Genomic DNA, 17,617 nt, shown 5'->3' on the forward strand with positions numbered 1-17,617 from the left:
CGGCGCGCGACAGCCCCGGGGGGAGAAGCGCATCGATCCGTGTCTCCCTAGCCGGTGGCGCCGATCCAGAACTGGATAGAGCGGCCGAGGAAGTCGTCCCAGGTCATGTAATGCGAGCCGTCGCACGAGAAGGTCAGGCTGATCATGCCGTTGAACAGGTTGATCGAGGCGGAACGCAGGTACACGGTCTCGTCGGCATAGCGCAGCGCGCGCAACGCCTCCAGCACGCGGCCGACGTCCTCCCTCGGGATCAGCGCCTCCGCGGGGTATGGCTCGTGCGGAAACGCCAGGCAGACGTCCGGGTCGCCCAGGGATTCGTGGGTCAGGATGCGGTAGCGGTACGGGTCCTCGGTGGTCCACAGCGTGGCGCGCGAACTGGAGAAGTGAAATACGCCCTGGAACACGCCGCGCTCGGTGAACAGTTCTTCCAGAATGGCCAGGGCGGTGTCCATGTTCTGGTCCATCAGGCTCTCGGTGCGGCTCTGCAGGAACAGTGTCCCGCGAATCGACGGATCGCCCTTGATCTGGCGCCACTCGCTGGGTTCCTCGTACAGGTCCTCGGAGAAGTCGGGCAGGTTGCGCAGGTCGAAATCCGCGCCGAGAAAGCCCAGCGCATTGCCTTGGTCGTCGCGCACCAGCTGCAATGAGGTCAGGGATGGCCGGCGTCCGAGCAGGCTGATGTAGGCATCCGACAGCAGGAAGCCGTCCGCGGGCACGGCCTCCTTCATGTACGGGCGCTGCGAGCGATCGCGCCCGAAGTGTTCCGGCAGTACGCCAGTGCGCGAGATGTTGTCCGAAAGCTGGACCCCCTCGGTATTCAGCGCATACACGAAGGTCGCCTCCGGGATCTGGCGGATCGCCTCCTCCAGGATCGAGTCCAGCGCCTCGCGGCGTGGCCACGCCGCGCTCAAGCGGCTGGCGATCTCCGCCAGGGGTTCATGCAGTTTGTCCTCGAGGTAGTCGCGCTGGTGCTCGATCGCCTTTTTCAGTTCCGTCATGGTGCGGTGTCGTCTCCTTTCGGTGCGCCACGATTATCCCTGATCGGGGATGGCGTTGTCGTGACGGCCCGCGCGGGCCGTTTGTCCCGGCACTTCGGCCCGTCGAACAGGTCCGAGCAGGAACCATGCCGACGACGAGTCAGCCTGTGCCCGATACTGCGAACATGCCCATGACGAAATCTACCGAATCCCTCCGCCCGGCCCGCCCCGGCGATCTCGACGCTATCAATGGGCTGGTGGCCGAGGCGGTCGAGGACTGGCCCTTGCCCGAGCGCGTGCGCCGGCTCGCCCTGCCGGCCTACCGCTATACCGAGGCCGATCTGATGTTCCTCGAGGTGACGGTGCTGGAGCGTGCGGGCGAGGTGGTCGGCGCCGCCGCCTGGGAGACGGCGGAGACCCGCGAGCTGCCGGAGGGTGCCGCCGATGGGCTGTTGCTGCATGGCCTCTACGTGGGGCGAGCCGCCCGCGGGCAGGGTGTGGGCCGGCAACTGGTCGAGGCCTGCCGGAGCGCCGCGCACGAGGCCGGGGTGGCCGGGGTGCTGGTCAAGGCCCAGGCCTCGGCGGCCAGCTTCTTCGCGGCGATGGGTTTCGTCCCGGTACCGGTGCGCGATCGCGACCGTGACTACGAACAGCGCTACTGGTGGGCGGTGGAAGGTTCGCCCGTCGCCGGCTGACGTCAGCGTCGCGCCCGGTGGCGGCACCAGCGGGCACCGAACAGGCCCCCGACAATGGCCAGCATCAGCAGCCCGAGGGGCCAGAGATGCTCGGGTGAACTCAGGAAGTGGAGCAGCGAGAAGGCGTCCCCGTGTCCGTGGCCGGGGTGGGCCAGGACGGGCGTGGTGGCCAATGCTAGAGCGGTTCCCATGAGGGTGCGCAAGTTCATCTCGGGGTCCTCCTGTCGTTCTGACCCACCATAGCGCGACACGCAGGCCGCTTCAGCAAATACGTGGCAGTTGCTCGCCGGCCGGCAGGATGACGCGGCGCTCCACGCCGGTCGCCAGGCGCCGGATGACGGCCGGTTCGCCCGCCTCCGCCCGTCCGATGGCGACGGCCCCGGCTGTCTCCGCGCGGGTCCGGAGAATCCTCAGGGCCTGAGCGGCCGCGTGTTCCGGAACGGCGGCCAGGAAGCGGCCCTCGCAGGCGGAGTGCAGCGGGTCCAGACCGAGGATCTCGCAGGCCCCGCGCACGTCGTTGCGCACGGGGATTGCGGCGTCCTCCAGCACCAGCCGGCAGGCGGAGGCATCGGCCAGCTCCTGCAGGGCGGCGATCGCACCGCCGCGGGTCGGGTCGCGCAGCGCGCGGACTGGCACGCCGGCGGCCAGTAGTGCGGCCACGGCCCCGGCGACCGATGCGCTGTCACTGGGGATCGGCGGGTCCAGGCCCAGGTTTTCGCGGGCGGCGAGGATTGCGACACCATGGCGGCCAAGATCGCCACTGGCGAGCAGTACATCACCGGGCCGGATCGCGCCCGGCGTGATCTGCACGCCTTCGGGCACGACGCCCACCCCGCTGGTGTTGATGTAGACCCCGTCGCCGCGCCCGGCCTCCACCACCTTGGTGTCGCCGGCGACCACCCGCACGCCGCATTCCTCTGCGGCCGCCTGCACCGAGGCGAGGACGCGCCGCAGGTCGTCCAGCGGCAGCCCCTCCTCCAGGATCAGGCCCAGGGTCAGCCACAGCGGGCGCGCCCCGGCCATCGCCAGGTCGTTGATCGTACCGTGCACCGCGAGCCGGCCGATGTCGCCACCCGGGAAGAACAGCGGCCGCACCACGAAGCTGTCCGTCGTCATTGCCAGGCGCCCGCCCGGGGCGTCGAGCACGGCAGCATCGGGGGCGGCGAGGGCCGGGATGCCCAGCGCTGGCAGGATCACCTCGTCCAGCAGCTTCGCCTGCATCCGCCCCCCGCCGCCATGCGCGAGGCGTACGACGTCGGTGGTCATGCCTCGCCCCGATAGTGCAGGTAGGCCGCGCAGGCCCCCTCGGAGGAGACCATGGGCGCGCCCAGCGGGGTATCCGGCGTGCAATCGCGGCCGAAGGCGGGACAGTCGGTGGGGCGGCGCAGTCCGCGCAGCACCTCGCCGGCGATGCAGGGGCCATCCCCGGTCGCCTCGGGTGTGACGAGCCCGAAACGGGCCACGGCGTCGAACCGGGCGTATTCCGGGCGCAGCCCGAGGCCGCTGGCGGGCAGGCGTCCCATGCCCCGCCATTCGCGCTCGACCGGCTCGAAGACGCGAGAGACCGCAGCGCGCGCGGCTGCGTTGCCGTCGTCCGGCGCGGCCCGGTCGTAGCGGTTCTCCACCCGGGCCGCGCCGCGTTCCAGTTGCTCCACGCAGGCGTGGATCCCGGCCAGCAGGTCCACGGGCTCGAAGCCGGTCACCACGATCGGGACCCGGAAGCGTTCGGCGATCGCGTGATAGGCGGCCGCCCCCTCCACCGTGCAGACATGGCCGGCGGCCAGGAAGCCCTGGATGCGGTTGTCCGGGTCGACCAGCAGGGCCTCCATCGCCGGCGGGACCAGTGAGTGCGAGACCAGCAGCGACAGGTTGCCCAGGCCCAGGGCCTCGGCCTGCAGCACGGCGATTGCGGCGGCCGGGGCGGTGGTCTCGAAGCCCACCGCCAGCAGCACGACCTCGCGCTCCGGGTGTTCGCGCGCCAGCGCCACCGCATCCAGCGGCGAGTAGATCACGCGCACCTCGCCCCCGGCCGCGCGCGCCGCGTTCAGGTCGCCCAGCGCCCCGGGCACGCGCAGCATGTCGCCGAAGGTGCAAAGCATCACCTCCGGGTGGCGGGTCAGCAGTACCGCCTGGTCCAGGGTCTCGGCCGGGGTCACGCAGACCGGGCAGCCGGGCCCGTGGATCAGCTCGACGGCGTCCGCCAGCAGTTCATCCAGGCCATGGCGCAGGATCGCGTGGGTCTGGCCGCCGCAGACCTCCATCAGCGTCCAGCGCCGGGTGCAGGTGGCGCGGATCGCTTCCACCTGACGCAGGATCAGCGCCGGGTCGCGGTATTCGTCCAGGTGCTTCACGGGCCCTCCGGGGCGGGCGGGTCGTGCGCGGGGATTTCGCGCAGGGCCGCCAGGGTGCGTTCGGCAGCGGCCTCGTCGAGGGTGGCGATCGCGATGCCGGCGTGGACCAGCACGTAGTCGCCGGGCCCGGCCTCGGGGGTGCAGGCCAGCGAGACCATGCGCGTGACGCCACCGAAGGCTACGCGCGCCTGGCGGAACAGCGGGTCGACACCGTCCACGCTGTCGATACGACCGGGGATGGCAAGGCACATGGGCTCAGTCTCCGTTCGGGGGCACCGCGGCCCGGCGCCCGATCAGCGCCTGGCCCAGCGCCAGCCCGCCGTCATTGGGCGGGATGCGTTGCGGCCACAGCGGACGGAAGCCGGCGGCCTGCAGCGCGTCCACGCATTGTTGCAGCAACCACCGATTCTGGAAGCATCCGCCGGTCAGCGCCACGGTTTCCTCGCGCCCGGCCCGGGCGGCCTCCACGGCGAACCCGGCCAGCGCCCCGTGCAGGCGGACGGCCATACGGCTGGCCCCGGCGCCGTCGGCATGGTCGGCTAGCAGGGTCGCGACCAGCGGGCCCCAGTCGGCCTGCCAGGGTGCCGTTGCTGTATCCAGCGCAATGCCGGCGGTGCCGAGTCCGTATCCCGTGGCCTCCGCCGCCTGCTGCACGAGCATGGCCGCCTGCCCCTCGAAGCCGGCACCGGTGCGTAGCCCGCCCAGCGCCGCGACCGCGTCGAACAGCCGCCCGACGCTGGACGTCCAGGGGGCGTGGATCCCTCGCTCCAGTGCCGCGAGCAGCGGGTGCCATTCCGCAGCGGTAAACAAGGCCCGCGCGGGGCTCGCCTCCAGCGCGGCCGGATCGCCGTCGAAGTGGGCATGCAGCAGGCCCAGCAGGGCGCGCCGGGGTTCGCGTATCGCGGCCTCGGCCCCGGGCAGGCGGAAGGGCCGCAGATGACCCCGCCGTTGAAAGCCCCCGTCGGCGTCCACTGCCAGGCATTCGCCGCCCCACAGCATGCCGTCCTCGCCGAGGCCCATGCCGTCCCAGACCAGCGCCACGGCCGGTTCGCGTACCCCGTGCTCCGCCAGGCAGGCCGCCGCATGGGCGTGATGGTGCTGTACGGCGACGACCGGAGGCCCCCAGGCCCCGGCCAGCGGCGTGGAGGCGTAGTCGGGATGCCGGTCGCAGGCGACGCGCGCGATGTCCACGCCACAGAGCTCGCCCAGTGCGCGGGCCTCGCCAGCCAGCCGGTGCAGGGCCGCATCGCTGTCCAGGTCGCCGACGTGGGCGCCGACGACCACCTCGTCCTCCAGGGCCAGGGCCGGGGCGGCCTTCAGGTGGCCCCCCAGTGCGAGGGTGACGGGCCCGGCGTCTGGCAGGGGCACTCGCAGCGGCGCATACCCGCGGCCGAGGCGCAGGCATTGCGGCCGGCCCGCGGCGATCTGGAACACCGAATCGTCCAGTGCCCGCGCGATCGGCCGATCGTGGTCCAGGATCCCGTCCGCGATCATGCCCAGTCGGGTCACCGCCTCCGCGGTGTCGATACAAAGGGGCTCGCCGCCGCGGTTGCCCGAGGTGCAGACCAGCGTGCCGGCGAAGGCCTCCAGCAGCAGGTGATGCAGTGGCGTCGCCGGCCGCATCAGTCCCAGACGGTTGAACCCCGGCGCCACGCCCTCTGCCAGCGGGGCGCCGGGCCGGCGGTCCACCAGCACGATCGGTGCCTCCGGCGCATCCAGCAGCGTACGTTCGGCGCCGGTGGCACGTGCCACTTGGTCCAGCCAGTCGCCATCCGGCAGCATGACCGCCAGCGGCTTCTCCGGGCGCTGCTTGCGCGTGCGCAGGCGGACCACCGCATCCTGGCGGGTCGCGTCCACCAGGAGCTGGAACCCGCCCAGACCCTTCAGCGCCAGGATCTGCCCCTCGCGCAGGGCGTTGACTGCCGCGTGCAGGGCCGCATCGCCGGTGGCGTGTTCGCTTCCGTCCGGGCCGCGCAGCTTTACCTGCGGCCCGCAGTCCGGGCAGGCCATGGCCTCCGCGTGAAAGCGCCGGTCCCCCGGGGCCTCGAACTCCGCCCGGCAGGCCGCGCACAGCGGGAATCCGTCCAGGGTGGTCTGCGAACGGTCCCAGGGCAGGGCCGTCGCTATACTCCAGCGCGGCCCGCAGGCCGTACAGGCGGTAAACGGGTAGCGGTGGCGCCGCGCCGCGGGGTCACGGATCTCGGCGAGGCAGTCGGGGCAGGGTGCACGGTCCGGTGCCAGGGCCGGCGCGCCGCCCTGCCCGGGGCCCTGAACCACGCGGAAGGTGGTATCGCCGACGGGGCGAGATGCCGTCACGGTGATCGCATCGACCCGCGCGGCCGGCGGGGCCTCCTGCTCCAGGGCAGCCCGCAGCGCGACGAGCGCGGCCTCTCGTCCCTCGGCCTCGATCACCACGCCGGACGGCGTGTTGCCCACCGAGCCGGTGATGCCGAGCCGCCGGGCCCGCTCCGCGACAAACGGCCGGAAGCCAACGCCCTGAACCCGGCCGGTGACCACCAGGTGCCAGCGCGCAGGCGACGGGGCGCGTGTCGCGGCGGCGCTCACGCCACGTCCAGGCTCCGCAGCAGGATCTGCTGGGCCTCGGGGTGGGTCTCGTCGTCCGAGGTCTCCACCTCCAGCTCGGCCCCCTCGGCGACGGTGCCGCGGGTGCCGTCCTCGAAGTGCTCGCGGAAATGCTCCGGCGTGATATGCGACAACGCGCCCAGCCATACCCGTACGCGGGTCACGCGCCGGGCGTTGTTGTCGGCCGCCACCTGCTCGATCTTGCGCATCAGATCGGCCATCAGCGAAAACTCGTGCATCCGTGTTCCCTATCCGAAAAAACAGGCGTATTCGTCTTTCTCCACCACCTGTAGCACATCCTCCAGCGAGGCGAGTTCCGGGTGTGGGTCGTAGCCATGCCACTTCAGGTCTGCCCGTTGCCAGTAGAGTTTCCATCGGCCCGACTTGCGCACGAACGTGGCCTTGAATACCGGGTTTTCCACGATCCTCGAAGCGTCATCCATCAGCGGGCGCACCTCGTACAGCGACACGCTTTGACCCTCCAGGCGCCAGACAAAGTCCAGACGGTCTCGAACATGGGCGGGCGGCCGCCGCCGTTCCATGAACGCCTCCATCAGCTTTTCGATCCGTTTGCGCTCGAGTTCGCTCAGGGCCATTGTTATCCGTTCTCTGGTTGTAGCCGGGCCAAGGAGGGGCTTTCCAGCCGGCCTTCGCGAACGCGATGATGCCGGCGGTACCCGGTAGTCTAGAGTTTGTACTACGTGCAGGCGCGGAATCGACCCGCCCGGGCACGGTTGCCCACGATCCGGTCAGGTCGCCGCGCTGCGCGCCACCCCTTCAATCGCCCGGCCCAATCAGGAGCGCTCATGCAGATCCACCTGGACACCCCGGACCTGATGACCCGCGTGCGGCTGGAGTCGCGTTGGCGTTCGGCCGGCGCATCGGTTACCAGCAGTCAGGCGCCGGAGCAGCCCGACCTGGTGGTAGTCGACCTCGGCAGCCGTGGCGTGGAAGCGGTGTCGACCTGGCGCGAGCGCTACCCAGACGCGAAGATCCTCGCCTTTGGCCCGCACGTGGAAGGGGCGATGCTCAAGGCGGCGCGCCAGGCGGGCGCCGACGAGGTCGTGGTCCGTGGCAAGGTGGCCGACCGGGTCGCAGCCAAGCTGGGGGGTGATCGCGCCTGAAGGCGCTCCGGCCCCGCAATCCGGGGCCCGCGTTCACGCCGTGGTCGCGCGACGAGAGGCCGACAGGGCGCGCAGGCGGCGGCGCTGCATCTTGAGGCGATACTCCAGTTCCTTGAACTGGGTGCGCAGTTCCGTGCGCACCCAGCGATCGTTCATGGCCTCGCGCCCGGCCCGCATCTTGCGCGCCTGCACCTCCTGCCACTGGTTCACGGTATCGCGGAAACGCTGATACTCCCGCTCCACGGTTGCGCGCCAGGAGTCGTGCGCCGGCTCGGCCTGGTCGGCATTGAGCAGCCGGCGAAACTCGGTGTGCAGCCGTGCGCGCATGATCTTGAAGCGCGGTGTCCAGCGGCGGTCATACACCAGTCCGGTCCAGGCAAAAAGGTTGATCAGCCACTTCGAGGGGTCGTACTGCCACCAGCGCACCCCGTTGCGGTAGTCCGCCTGAAAGGCGTGGTGGAAGTTGTGGTACCCCTCGCCCCAGGTGAGCAGGGCGACCAGTCCGTTGTCCACGGCGGTGCTGTCGTCACTGTAGGGACGACGGCCCCACCAATGCGCCAGGGAGTTGATGAAGAACGTGAAGTGGTGGCTGAGCACCATGCGCAGAATGCCGGCCAGCAGCAGCATGCCGATCACATCCCCGAATGCCAGCCCCAGCAGCAGAGGCAGGCCCAGGTTCAGTCCCCAGGCCAGGGTCCAGTAATGCCGATGCTGCCACATTACCACCGGGTCCTTCGCCAGGTCCTTCACCCGCGAATAGTCGGGCTCGCTGGTGGGCCAGTTGCGCAGCATCCAGCCCATGTGGGCATGCCAGAAACCGCGCTTGATGGAATGCGGGTCGCGTTCCACATCATCCACGTAGCGATGATGCACGCGATGCCGCGCGCCCCAGTTGTAGATGCTGTTCTGCAGCGCCAGGGCACCGCTCAGCGCCAGCAGGACGCGCAATGGCCCCCGCGCCTTGAAGGTGCGGTGCGCCCAGAGCCGGTGATAACCCACCGTGATGCCCAGCCCGCTCAGCACCAGGAACAGGCCAAAAAACAGCCAGGCCGCGCCGCTGAAGCCCTGGGTAAGCCACCACCACGGCACCAGCGTGACCGCGGCCAGGTTGGTCAGTGCAAAGAAAACTGCCGGCGTCCAGGCAATCGGGGGGGCACGTTCGGACATGGTGGAGACCTGCAGGCGACCGGGGCGAGCGAAGATGCTCACCTATTCATAGCAGATGAGACCGCGACCGGCGAGTAAAAGTGCCCTCGTTCCGGACGCTTGGGCCCAGAGCGTTGCCGGATGATGGTAATTCCTTCGGAGGCGCCGCTTCGCGCCGGGTGTGGCGGGCCACTTCGCGTTCTACTTCCTGAGTATCGCGAACGCTAGTGTGGCCGTGGCGGCCACACTGAGGTACACCGCTCCGGTGTTCGTCTAATCGTCTCCTTCGCCCTGAAGCTGGAAAGCCCCGATACGCTCAAGCTGGTGGCGATCGCGCTGATAATGGTCGGGATCGTGATGCTGACCCAGATCTATGACACTGGCCGCGAGCGGCGTGATCCTTATTGGCGCCGGTGAGGGCCTGCTGGCGGGTATGTCCTGCGCCATCTTCATCTTCGGCTTCTCAAGTACGCCGGTTCGCACGGAAGCCCGCAGGCTGTCCATGACCCCGAAGCCGCGACCGATGGACCGGCCAGCCGCGCAGGTTCTCGGCGTCAGGCCAGGTCTTTGTCGCCTTCGATAGATCGCGGCCAATAGCGCGATCTGACGCCGCACCCGGCCCCCTTCCTGCGCTGCGAAGTCGGTGACGGAATGCACCATCATGGGGCGGTCGGGATTGTCTTCTCGGCACCCGCATGCCTAAATGCGTCCGAATCAGACCATCAGGATGCGATCCATGAACGGAAGCCTCGACGAGAAGCTCGAACCCATTTATCAGGAAGTCCTGCACCGCAACGCCGGGGAGACGGAATTCCATCAGTCTGTCCATGGCGTGCTGGAGACGCTGGGACCGGTGCTGGTGAAGTACCCGGAGCTCGCCGAGCTCAAGATCATCCAGCGCATCTGCGAGCCCGAGCGTCAGATCATCTTTCGCGTCCCCTGGCAGGACGACAAGGGCGAGCTGCACATCAACCGGGCCTTCCGCGTCCAGTTCAACAGTGCGCTGGGCCCCTACAAGGGGGGCATGCGTTTTCACCCCTCGGTGTACCTGGGCATCATCAAGTTCCTCGGCTTCTCGCAGGTGTTCAAGAACGCCCTCACCGGCCTGCCGATCGGGGGCGGCAAGGGCGGTAGCGACTTTGACCCGAAGGGGCGCTCCGATTCCGAAATCATGCGCTTCTGCCAGAGCCTGATGACCGAGATGTACCGCCACATCGGCGAGTACACTGACGTGCCCGCGGGCGACATCGGCGTGGGCCAGCGCGAGGTCGGCTACCTGTTCGGCCAGTACAAGCGCCTGACCAACCGCTTCGAATCCGGCGTGTTCACGGGCAAGGGGCTGGACTGGGGCGGCAGTCGTGCACGCACCGAGGCCACCGGCTACGGCGCGGTCTTCTTTACCCAGGAGATGCTCAAGGCCCGCAACGATTCGCTGGAGGGCAAGCGCGTGGTGGTCTCCGGGGCCGGCAACGTCGCCATCTATGCCACCCAGAAAGCCCAGCAACTGGGCGCCCGGGTGATCGCCTGCTCCGACTCGCGCGGCGTCATTCTCGATGAAGGCGGTCTCGACCTGGACCTGGTGCGCCAGATCAAGGAACGTGAGCGCGGCCCGATCAGCGCCTACGCTGAGCGCAAGAAGGGGGCGAAATACAGCGAAAACGGCTGCATCTGGGAAATCCCCTGCGACGTCGCCCTGCCGTGTGCCACGCAGAACGAATTGACCGGCAAGGACGCCAAGGCGCTGGTCGAGAACGGCTGCATCGCGGTCGCCGAGGGCGCCAACATGCCCGTGACCCCGGAAGGCATCCGGACCTTCCGCGATGCCGGCACCGCCTTCGGTCCCGGCAAGGCCGCCAACGCCGGCGGCGTGGCTACCAGCGCGTTGGAGATGCAGCAGAATGCGAGCCGGGACTCCTGGACCTTCGAATACACCGAGGCGCGCCTGCAGGAGATCATGGCCATCATCCATCGCACCTGCCACGAAACGGCCGAGGAATACGGCTCGCCTGGCAATTACACGGTCGGCGCCAACATCGCCGGCTTCGTGAAGGTCGCACGTGCCATGGAGGCGATGGGCCACATCTGAGACGCTCAACGCGGACGTGCAAATGGATCAGCGGTTTGCCATTTGCCACTATGGCGAGGCGAGGGGCAACACCCGGCCCGAGGTGCGTGCGGCGAGATTGACGGAAACGTTCATCTCGCCTCTTTGCCGTGAGAATCATGGTCGGTCGCCTTCAACATGGCACGAATGCGGTCAATGTGGACTTGCGAGTCCTTTGCCCGCTGGGAGACCGATGAAGCGGCCGTTTTGTTTTCATTCTTGCTCATAGTTACGAGCAGATTCTGGCGCTCCTCGAACATTCTGAGCGCAACCCAGAGCGTTTCCTCGATCTTTTCATTTTGTTGTGCAAGCAGCACCGAAGAGGTAAACGCATGGCCTGTATGACAGCGATAGCGCAGGATGCTTCCTTCCTCTATTTGCCATAACACCCCACCACAGTCGGGACAGTTGTAGGGCACCTGCTCGCCGAGCGCCTCGACCGAAGGCAAATCGCTCAGTACCCGCTTTGCGATCTCTGCCTCGATCATGATGTCTTCCGGAACCTCCTTGCTTTCCGGTAGTTCCCTCCTTAAAAGATCGGATAGCAGTGCCCCCATCCCGGATACCGGCAAACAGTGATCGGCCCCAACATTCGCGATGACCGATTGCGGCATATCCGGATAAGACGCATCCTCGGGATCTTGTGCGATGCAGACTCCACCGCATCTTTTGATGGCCATCATTCCGCTGGTGCCATCATCCAGATACCCCGTCAGGATGATGCCTATCACCCGGTTGCCATAGGCCACTGCTGCGGAGCGAAACAAGGGGTCAATAGCGGGCCGTGACCGGTTTTCCCTGGCACCTTTGGTAATGAGGATCTTTCCCTTCTCAATCAACATGTGTTGGTCGGGGGGTGCCAGATAAATCCCCCCAGGTTTGAAAGCGTGTTCGTCATGCGCCTGGACACAGGCAAGGGGGCCGCTTTCACTCAGGGCTTTGACCAGCGCTTCTCCGGAGTTGTCCGCGCTCATGTGGTTGACTATGAAAATGGGTGCCGCAAAACCCTTCGGAAGTTGCGCGACTAGAGTCTTTAATGCAGCCATCCCCCCAGCGGATGCCCCAACGACAATGACCATCGAGTTGCTTTTTTTAGTCATCACCACCATCCATCGATGGAGCAGGTTCGAACAGCCGAGTGTGGCATCGCGTCACCGAGATCGGTGACGCCGATAAATAAATGGGTTATTCAGAATATATAGACCTGACCATCGGCAATCGCAAAAAGGGGGCACGCGAAGCGCGAACGGGGTCAGCTTTTACCTTCTTCGTCTCGCCTCGCTGAACGGGAAAGGCGAGCTACGACCCCGAATCTGCGAATGTGTGGAAGCCGTTACCGGGCACAGCGATCCGGGGGCATTGCGAGTGTGAGGTCGTCGAGGATTCGGCGGGCGACTTTTGGGACGGCGTCGATGGCTTGCGGCGAGAGGCCGGCGCCGTCTTCGAGCCGGGCGGATTCGATGCCGTGGACGATGAGCGTCTCCGGGAGGTCGCCTAGGGAACGGGCGAGTTCGACGGCCTCGGCGAGGCCGATGCCGTGGGAGGAGTAGCGGGCGCCGCGCGGCAGCGGCTCGCGGGCGTCTAGACGATGGAGGGTACCGGGCGCGGCGCCGGTGACGATGGCGTCGACCAGGATGACGGGGTGGTGGCCCTGCAACAGGTCCATGAGCTCGGCGGGCTCGCCGCTGCAGGTGGCGGTTGTGAGGCCCGGCGTGCCGGCGAGTGCGTCGACCACGGCGTGGCCGATGCCGTCGTCGCCGCGCCAGGGGTTCCCGATGCCGATGACGAGTGGCCCCTTGCCTGCCGATCTTCCATCGTCGGCCGAGGCCTCTTGGGTTTGTTCAGGGGTCTTGCGGGATCCATTTTCCGCGGCCTCGACAATGGATGCCCTGCGTTCGTTGTCCATGTCCGATTCGAACTCGCCTGCTTCAAAGGGATCGAGCAGTTCCTGCTCTTCCTGATTCAGTTTGGTGGGCTTCCGCATGCGTTCCTTCCGAAACTCGCATCTTTCTTTTGGGCGCTGTTCATTTTCGGTCGACGGTCAGGTCGAGGAAGTGGGTGGCGCAGGAGATGCAGGGGTCGTAGTTGCGGATGGCGACTTCGCAGTGGTGGCGTAGTTCGTCGTCCGGCAGGTCGAGGTGGGTCTGGACCAGTTCGCGCAGGTCGGCCTCGATGGTGGGCTGGTTGACCGAGGTGGGCGGGACGATCTTGGCGTCGGTGATCAGGCCCGCGTCGTCGATGCTGTAGCGGTGGTAGCAGATGCCGCGCGGGGCCTCGGTGGCGCCGAAGCCGGTGCCGGCGCGCGGGGTGACCGGCAGCGCGGGTTCGGCCGGTGCGGCGCGGTAGCCGTCGACCAGGCGCAGGGCCTCCTCGAAGGCGAGCACGATCTCGATCATGCGCACCTGGATACTGCGAAACGGGTTGCGGCAGGCGATGCCCAGGCCGGCGCGCTCGGCCAGCTCGGCGGCGCGCGGGGTGAGGCGTTCGCGGTTCAGGGCGAAGCGCGCCAGCGGGCCCATGAACACCGGTTCGCCGGAGTCCGAGCGGTGGCTGTGCAGGGCGTTGGAGTGGGCGACGTGTTCCTCGGTGAAGATGTCGTCGTAGTCGCGGATGGCCGCGTCCAGGCCGCTGCTGGAGCCGAGGCGCCCGTGGGTGATCGGGTATTCGTCCGGGTGGACGAGCGACACGAACTCGTAGTCGCGTTCGAGGTTCGGGTAGTCGAGGGTGGCGAGGAATTCGGCGACCTCGCAGGAGGCCTCCAGGCCCCAGGACAGGTCCTCGCCCAGCCCCGCGACCTCGGCCGGCGACGGCGCGCGGTAGAAGCCGCCGACGCGCAGGTTCACCGGGTGGATCTCGCGCCCGCCCAGCAGGCGCAGGATGGAGTTGCCGATCTTCTTGATGCGCAGGCCGTTGCGCACCATATCCGGGTGGTCCTTCGCGGCGGTGACCGCATCCGGATAGCCGAGGAAGTCCGGCAGGTGGAGCATGAATACATGCAGGGCGTGGCTCTCGATCCACTCGCCGCAGTAGGCCAGCCGCCGCAGGTCCTGCAGCACGCCGTCCACGGTGATGCCACAGATGTCCTCCATCGCCAGCGAGGCCCCCATCTGGTAGGCGATCGGGCAGATGCCGCAGATGCGCGCGGTGATGTCCGGGGCCTCGCGGAAGTCGCGCCCGCGCAGGAAGCCCTCGAAGAAGCGCGGCGCCTCGAAGATCGACAGCTTCACCTCCTCCACGCGGTCGCCCTCAGTGCGCACGTACATCGCGCCCTCGCCCTCCACGCGGGCGAGGTAGTCGACTTCGATGGTGCGGGTCTCGCTCATGGCCGGTTTCCTGATTCTTCGGGCGGTGCCGCGCCGCTCTCCTGACGTTCGCTCTCCTCGCGGAAGGCGTCGGCGCCGGCGTTGAAGGTGCGGTAGAAGCGCACGCGCGTGGCGCGATCCATCCCCAGGGTCTCCAGCTGGCCGGACAGGCCCGGCGCGTTGGGCGTCTCCTTGGGCCCGAAGCAGCCATAGCAGCCGCGGTTGCAACCAGGGCACAACGCGCCGCAGCCGGCGTGGGTGACCGGGCCGAGACAGGGCGTGCCGTGGGCGACCATCACGCAGACCTGTCCCGCCCGCTTGCACTCCTCGCAGACGCTGGCGCTGGAGACCTGCGGGCGCCGACCGTAGAGGAAGGCGCTGATGACCTCCAGCAACTGGTACTTGTCGATCGGGCAGCCGCGCAGCTCGAAGTCCACCGGCACGTGCTGGCTGATGGCATCCGAGGTGGCCAGGGTCTCGATGTATTCCGGGTGGGCGTAGACCTGGCGGGTGAATGCCTCGACATCCGCGAAGTTGCGCAGGGCCTGGATGCCGCCGGTGGTCGCGCAGGCGCCGATGGTCACGAGGAACTTCGATGCGCGGCGGATCTCGCGGATCTCCTCCGCCGCCTGTGGCGTGGTGATCGAGCCCTCCACCAGTGTCAGGTCCCACGGCCCGTCGATGCGGGTGCGCGTGGCCTCGGGGAAGTGCGCGATCCGGATGCGGTCGGTCACCGCCAGCAGCTCGTCCTCGCAGTCGAGCAGGCTGAGCTGGCAGCCGTCGCAGGAGGCGAACTTGAACACCGCCAAGGTGGGCTTTTCCCGACTCATAGCTCGCGTACCCGGAAGGCCGGTTCCATCACCGGGTAGGGGAACACGGGGCCGTCGCGGCAGACGAAATGCGCCCCGATCTGGCAGTGGCCGCAAAAGCCCACCGCGCAGCGCATGTTGCGCTCCATGGAGACATAGATGTCCTCCGGCTTCAGGCCGCGGCGCTCCAGCGCGGACGCGGTGAAGCGCATCATCACCTCCGGGCCGCAGGTCAGCGCCAGGGTGTTGCGCCGGTCGAAGCCGCCACGATCCACCAGCTGGGTGACCACGCCGACATCGCCGCGCCAGGCGGCGGTGCCGCGATCCACGGTGATGCGCAGATCCACATCATCGCGCGCCGCCCAGGCGTCCAGCTCGTCGCGGAAGATCATGTCGCCGGGCGAACGCGCGCCGTAGCAGACCACCACGCGCCCGAATTCCGAACGCCTCTGGAGCGCCGCGTGGATCACCGGCCGCAGCGGCGCCAGGCCGATGCCGCCGGCGACCAGCACCAGGTCGCGCCCGCGCGCCTGTTCCAGCGGCCAGGCCGTGCCGAACGGCCCGCGCAGGCCGACCACCGTGCCGGCCTCCAGATCCTGCATCGCGCGGGTCACGCTGCCCACCGCACGGATGGTGTGCACGATGCCGCCGTCGTCGGTGATCGCGGAGACCGAGATCGGCACCTCGCCCACGCCGAACAGGTAAAGCATGTTGAACTGCCCGGGTGCCGGCGCGGCGCCGGGCTCCACCCCCGGCTCGGGGTACAGCGTCCAGCTGAGGACCTCGTTGCTGGCCACGTCGCGGCGCACCGAGTGGATGCGCCAGGGCTCTGGCGCCATCGCCTGATCCGGCAGGGTTGCAACCGCGTCAGGCGCCATGGCCGGGCCCTCCGTGGCTGTAGATATCCAGCGCCTGCAACCGCGCCGCCTGCAGGCGCTGGACGATCAGCGCGGCGAAGTGCTTCATCAGTACGTAGCCGAACGCCGGGTCGGCCTCCATACGTTCGCGCAGCACGCCGGCATCGAAGCGCAGGGTATGGATGTCGGTCACCGCCCGCGCATCGTAGCTGGCGCGGTACGGCGGCAGCAGCCAGGACCAGCCGAGGATGTCTCCCGTCCCGAGGGTCTGGAATGCCACGCTGCCTTCCCGCAGCGGGCTCTCCAGCGCGACCTGGCCCTCGCGGATCAGCCAGAAGGTCTCGGTCGGCTCGTGGTCGCTCATCAGCCGGGTGCCGGCCGTATAGCTGCACTTCGCCGCGCAGGCCGCCAGCAGGCGCCGGTGCTCCGGCGCCATATCCTCGAAGAAGGGCTCTTTCTCGATGATGGCCAGCAGCTCGTTCATCCCCGGCCCTCCGGATCGCGGCGCACCGCGGTGACTTCCTCGGTGATGTCGATCCCCACTGGGCACCAGGTGATGCAGCGCCCGCAGCCGACACAGCCGGAGGTGCCGAACTGGTCATGCCAGGTGGCCAGCTTGTGGGTGATCCACTGGCGATAGCGCGCGGCCACGGACTCGTGGTGTGGCCCGCCGACCAGGTGCGAGTGTTCCTGGTTGAAGCAGGAATCCCAGCGCCGCACGCGTTCGGTGCGCTGGCCTTCCAGGTCCGGCACCTCCTCGACCTGCGAGCAGAAGCAGGTAGGGCAGACCAGGGTGCAGTTGGAGCAGGACAGGCAGCGCTCGGCGGTTTCCTCCCAGCGCGGGTGCTCGAAGGCCCGGTTGAGCACCTCGCGGGCATCCGCCGGCATCTGCCGGCCCATCTTTTCCGGTGCCTCGGCCCACACCCGCTCGGTGGCGGCCTGCTCGGCATCGCTGGCCGGGCGCGGATCGAGCCGGTCGAGCATCGCGCGCCCGGCCTCGGACCCGGCCTCGGCGACCAGAAAGTGCTGGGTGGCGTCGATCACCTCGGTCAGCGCCAGGTCGAATCCCTCGCGGGCGCGCGGGCCGGTATCCATGGAAGCGCAGAAGCAGGTTCCGCCCGGCTCGGCGCAGCTGACCGCGACCATGAACAGGTCCCGCCGGCGGGCGGCATAGCCGCGGTCCTGCACCGCCTGGCCGAGGAATACCCGGTCCTGCACGTCGATCGCCGCCAGCTCGCAGGCGCGCATGCCGATGAAGGCACGGCGCGGCGCGTCGGAGGTGCCGGGCTCGGTCACGAAGCTGCCGTCCGGCTGGCGGGTCAGCCGGAACAGGGTCTCCTCGGGCGGGAACAGGTACTTCTTCCAGGAATGCGGCCCGACCACATAGCCGAACAGCGCGTCGTCGTCGCGTTCGCGCAGGCGGTAGTGTCCGGGGGCCTGCTCGTCGGTCCAGCCCACCGGCAGGTCCTCGAGACCGCCCACTCGGTCGTAGACGATCGCGCCATCGCGCCGTGTCGGCCCCACGACCTCGTAGCCCTCCCCGGCCAGCAGGCGGATCAGCGTGTCCACGGCTTGCGGTGCGATCACTTCCACAGACGGCTCCTGGGCCTCGGGCGAGCCGCTCGGTACGGCAAGGCCCCACACCCGTCCATAGTGCGGCAAGAGCGTG

The 17,617-nt window shown here is 68.5% G+C and carries 19 protein-coding genes and 1 pseudogene; 4 read left to right on the forward strand and 16 right to left on the reverse strand.

The genetic code is table 11. The features are described 5' to 3' along the window. Positions 1–47: 47 nt before the first annotated feature. Positions 48–998 (reverse strand): PDC sensor domain-containing protein, encoded by a 951-nt coding sequence (locus B0684_RS02725; RefSeq protein ID WP_018168824.1) that lies wholly within the window; start codon positions 996–998, stop codon positions 48–50. 170 nt (positions 999–1,168) lie between these two features. On the opposite strand from B0684_RS02725, the gene B0684_RS02730 reads away from it, so the two are divergent. Then, complete coding sequence (locus tag B0684_RS02730; RefSeq protein ID WP_143592439.1) at positions 1,169–1,672, forward strand: GNAT family N-acetyltransferase; 504 nt, start codon at positions 1,169–1,171, stop codon at positions 1,670–1,672. A gap of 2 nt (positions 1,673–1,674) precedes the next feature. On the opposite strand, the gene B0684_RS02735 is transcribed toward B0684_RS02730, so the two are convergent. The 7 genes from B0684_RS02735 to B0684_RS02765 are packed head-to-tail and all read right to left on the reverse strand — an operon-like array spanning position 1,675 to position 7,202. Continuing rightward, positions 1,675–1,881, reverse strand: coding sequence for a hypothetical protein (locus tag B0684_RS02735; RefSeq protein ID WP_018168826.1), 207 nt, complete (start codon positions 1,879–1,881; stop codon positions 1,675–1,677). Between the two features lie 52 nt (positions 1,882–1,933). Beyond that, positions 1,934–2,938, reverse strand: a complete 1,005-nt coding sequence (hypE, locus tag B0684_RS02740) for a hydrogenase expression/formation protein HypE (protein ID WP_018649595.1) — start codon at positions 2,936–2,938, stop codon at positions 1,934–1,936. Then, positions 2,935–4,023, reverse strand: coding sequence for a hydrogenase formation protein HypD (gene hypD, locus B0684_RS02745; RefSeq protein ID WP_018649596.1), 1,089 nt, complete (start codon positions 4,021–4,023; stop codon positions 2,935–2,937). Before hypD ends, hypE begins: the two co-directional genes overlap by 4 nt. Further along, positions 4,020–4,274 carry a HypC/HybG/HupF family hydrogenase formation chaperone gene (locus B0684_RS02750; RefSeq protein ID WP_018649597.1) on the reverse strand — a complete coding sequence of 85 codons (255 nt, stop codon included), beginning with the start codon at positions 4,272–4,274 and terminating at the stop codon, positions 4,020–4,022. Before B0684_RS02750 ends, hypD begins: the two co-directional genes overlap by 4 nt. Positions 4,275–4,278: 4 nt before the next feature. After that, positions 4,279–6,588: a carbamoyltransferase HypF gene (gene hypF, locus B0684_RS02755; protein ID WP_018649598.1), complete on the reverse strand. Its 2,310-nt coding sequence runs from the start codon at positions 6,586–6,588 to the stop codon at positions 4,279–4,281. Continuing rightward, positions 6,585–6,845, reverse strand: coding sequence for a hydrogenase maturation nickel metallochaperone HypA/HybF (locus tag B0684_RS02760; protein WP_018168831.1), 261 nt, complete (start codon positions 6,843–6,845; stop codon positions 6,585–6,587). Before B0684_RS02760 ends, hypF begins: the two co-directional genes overlap by 4 nt. A gap of 9 nt (positions 6,846–6,854) precedes the next feature. Further along, the gene (locus tag B0684_RS02765; RefSeq protein ID WP_018649599.1) at positions 6,855–7,202 is read right to left on the reverse strand and encodes a DUF3024 domain-containing protein; all 348 of its coding nucleotides are present in this window, start codon (positions 7,200–7,202) and stop codon (positions 6,855–6,857) included. Positions 7,203–7,412: 210 nt separating this feature from the next. Between B0684_RS02765 and B0684_RS02770 the strand changes: the two genes are divergently transcribed. Next, positions 7,413–7,730, forward strand: coding sequence for a response regulator (locus tag B0684_RS02770; RefSeq protein ID WP_018144999.1), 318 nt, complete (start codon positions 7,413–7,415; stop codon positions 7,728–7,730). 33 nt (positions 7,731–7,763) lie between these two features. Here the strand turns inward: B0684_RS02770 and B0684_RS02775 are convergent, their stop codons facing one another. After that, positions 7,764–8,897: an acyl-CoA desaturase gene (locus tag B0684_RS02775; RefSeq protein ID WP_018168834.1), complete on the reverse strand. Its 1,134-nt coding sequence runs from the start codon at positions 8,895–8,897 to the stop codon at positions 7,764–7,766. A 157-nt stretch (positions 8,898–9,054) separates the two neighbouring features. On the opposite strand from B0684_RS02775, the pseudogene B0684_RS13860 reads away from it, so the two are divergent. After that, a pseudogene (locus B0684_RS13860) lies at positions 9,055–9,377 on the forward strand (EamA family transporter); the annotation flags it as partial. A 235-nt stretch (positions 9,378–9,612) separates the two neighbouring features. Then, positions 9,613–10,962: an NADP-specific glutamate dehydrogenase gene (gene gdhA / locus B0684_RS02785; protein ID WP_018168835.1), complete on the forward strand. Its 1,350-nt coding sequence runs from the start codon at positions 9,613–9,615 to the stop codon at positions 10,960–10,962. Between the two features lie 110 nt (positions 10,963–11,072). Here gdhA and B0684_RS02790 read toward each other — a convergent pair whose 3' ends face one another. The 7 genes from B0684_RS02790 to B0684_RS02820 all read right to left on the reverse strand — a co-directional run bounded on the left by B0684_RS02790 (position 11,073) and on the right by B0684_RS02820 (position 17,541). After that, the gene (locus B0684_RS02790; RefSeq protein ID WP_018175943.1) at positions 11,073–12,080 is read right to left on the reverse strand and encodes a chemotaxis protein CheB; all 1,008 of its coding nucleotides are present in this window, start codon (positions 12,078–12,080) and stop codon (positions 11,073–11,075) included. Between the two features lie 233 nt (positions 12,081–12,313). Further along, on the reverse strand, positions 12,314–12,964 hold the full coding sequence (locus B0684_RS02795; protein WP_018175944.1) for a hydrogenase maturation protease: 651 nt from the start codon (positions 12,962–12,964) through the stop codon (positions 12,314–12,316). Between the two features lie 40 nt (positions 12,965–13,004). Further along, positions 13,005–14,303 carry a Ni/Fe hydrogenase subunit alpha gene (locus tag B0684_RS02800; RefSeq protein WP_018175945.1) on the reverse strand — a complete coding sequence of 433 codons (1,299 nt, stop codon included), beginning with the start codon at positions 14,301–14,303 and terminating at the stop codon, positions 13,005–13,007. After that, positions 14,300–15,112 carry an NADH-quinone oxidoreductase subunit B family protein gene (locus B0684_RS02805; RefSeq protein ID WP_018168839.1) on the reverse strand — a complete coding sequence of 271 codons (813 nt, stop codon included), beginning with the start codon at positions 15,110–15,112 and terminating at the stop codon, positions 14,300–14,302. The genes B0684_RS02800 and B0684_RS02805 overlap by 4 nt, the downstream gene beginning before the upstream one ends. Further along, complete coding sequence (locus B0684_RS02810) at positions 15,109–15,969, reverse strand: FAD/NAD(P)-binding protein (protein ID WP_018649602.1); 861 nt, start codon at positions 15,967–15,969, stop codon at positions 15,109–15,111. The genes B0684_RS02805 and B0684_RS02810 overlap by 4 nt, the downstream gene beginning before the upstream one ends. Continuing rightward, positions 15,959–16,432: a cyclic nucleotide-binding domain-containing protein gene (locus tag B0684_RS02815; protein ID WP_018175948.1), complete on the reverse strand. Its 474-nt coding sequence runs from the start codon at positions 16,430–16,432 to the stop codon at positions 15,959–15,961. Before B0684_RS02815 ends, B0684_RS02810 begins: the two co-directional genes overlap by 11 nt. Continuing rightward, on the reverse strand, positions 16,429–17,541 hold the full coding sequence (locus B0684_RS02820) for a 4Fe-4S dicluster domain-containing protein (RefSeq protein WP_018175949.1): 1,113 nt from the start codon (positions 17,539–17,541) through the stop codon (positions 16,429–16,431). The genes B0684_RS02815 and B0684_RS02820 overlap by 4 nt, the downstream gene beginning before the upstream one ends. Positions 17,542–17,617: the final 76 nt, after the last annotated feature.

It is taken from the genome of Thioalkalivibrio versutus (assembly GCF_001999325.1).
Classification (GTDB): Bacteria; Pseudomonadota; Gammaproteobacteria; order Ectothiorhodospirales; family Ectothiorhodospiraceae; genus Thioalkalivibrio; species Thioalkalivibrio versutus.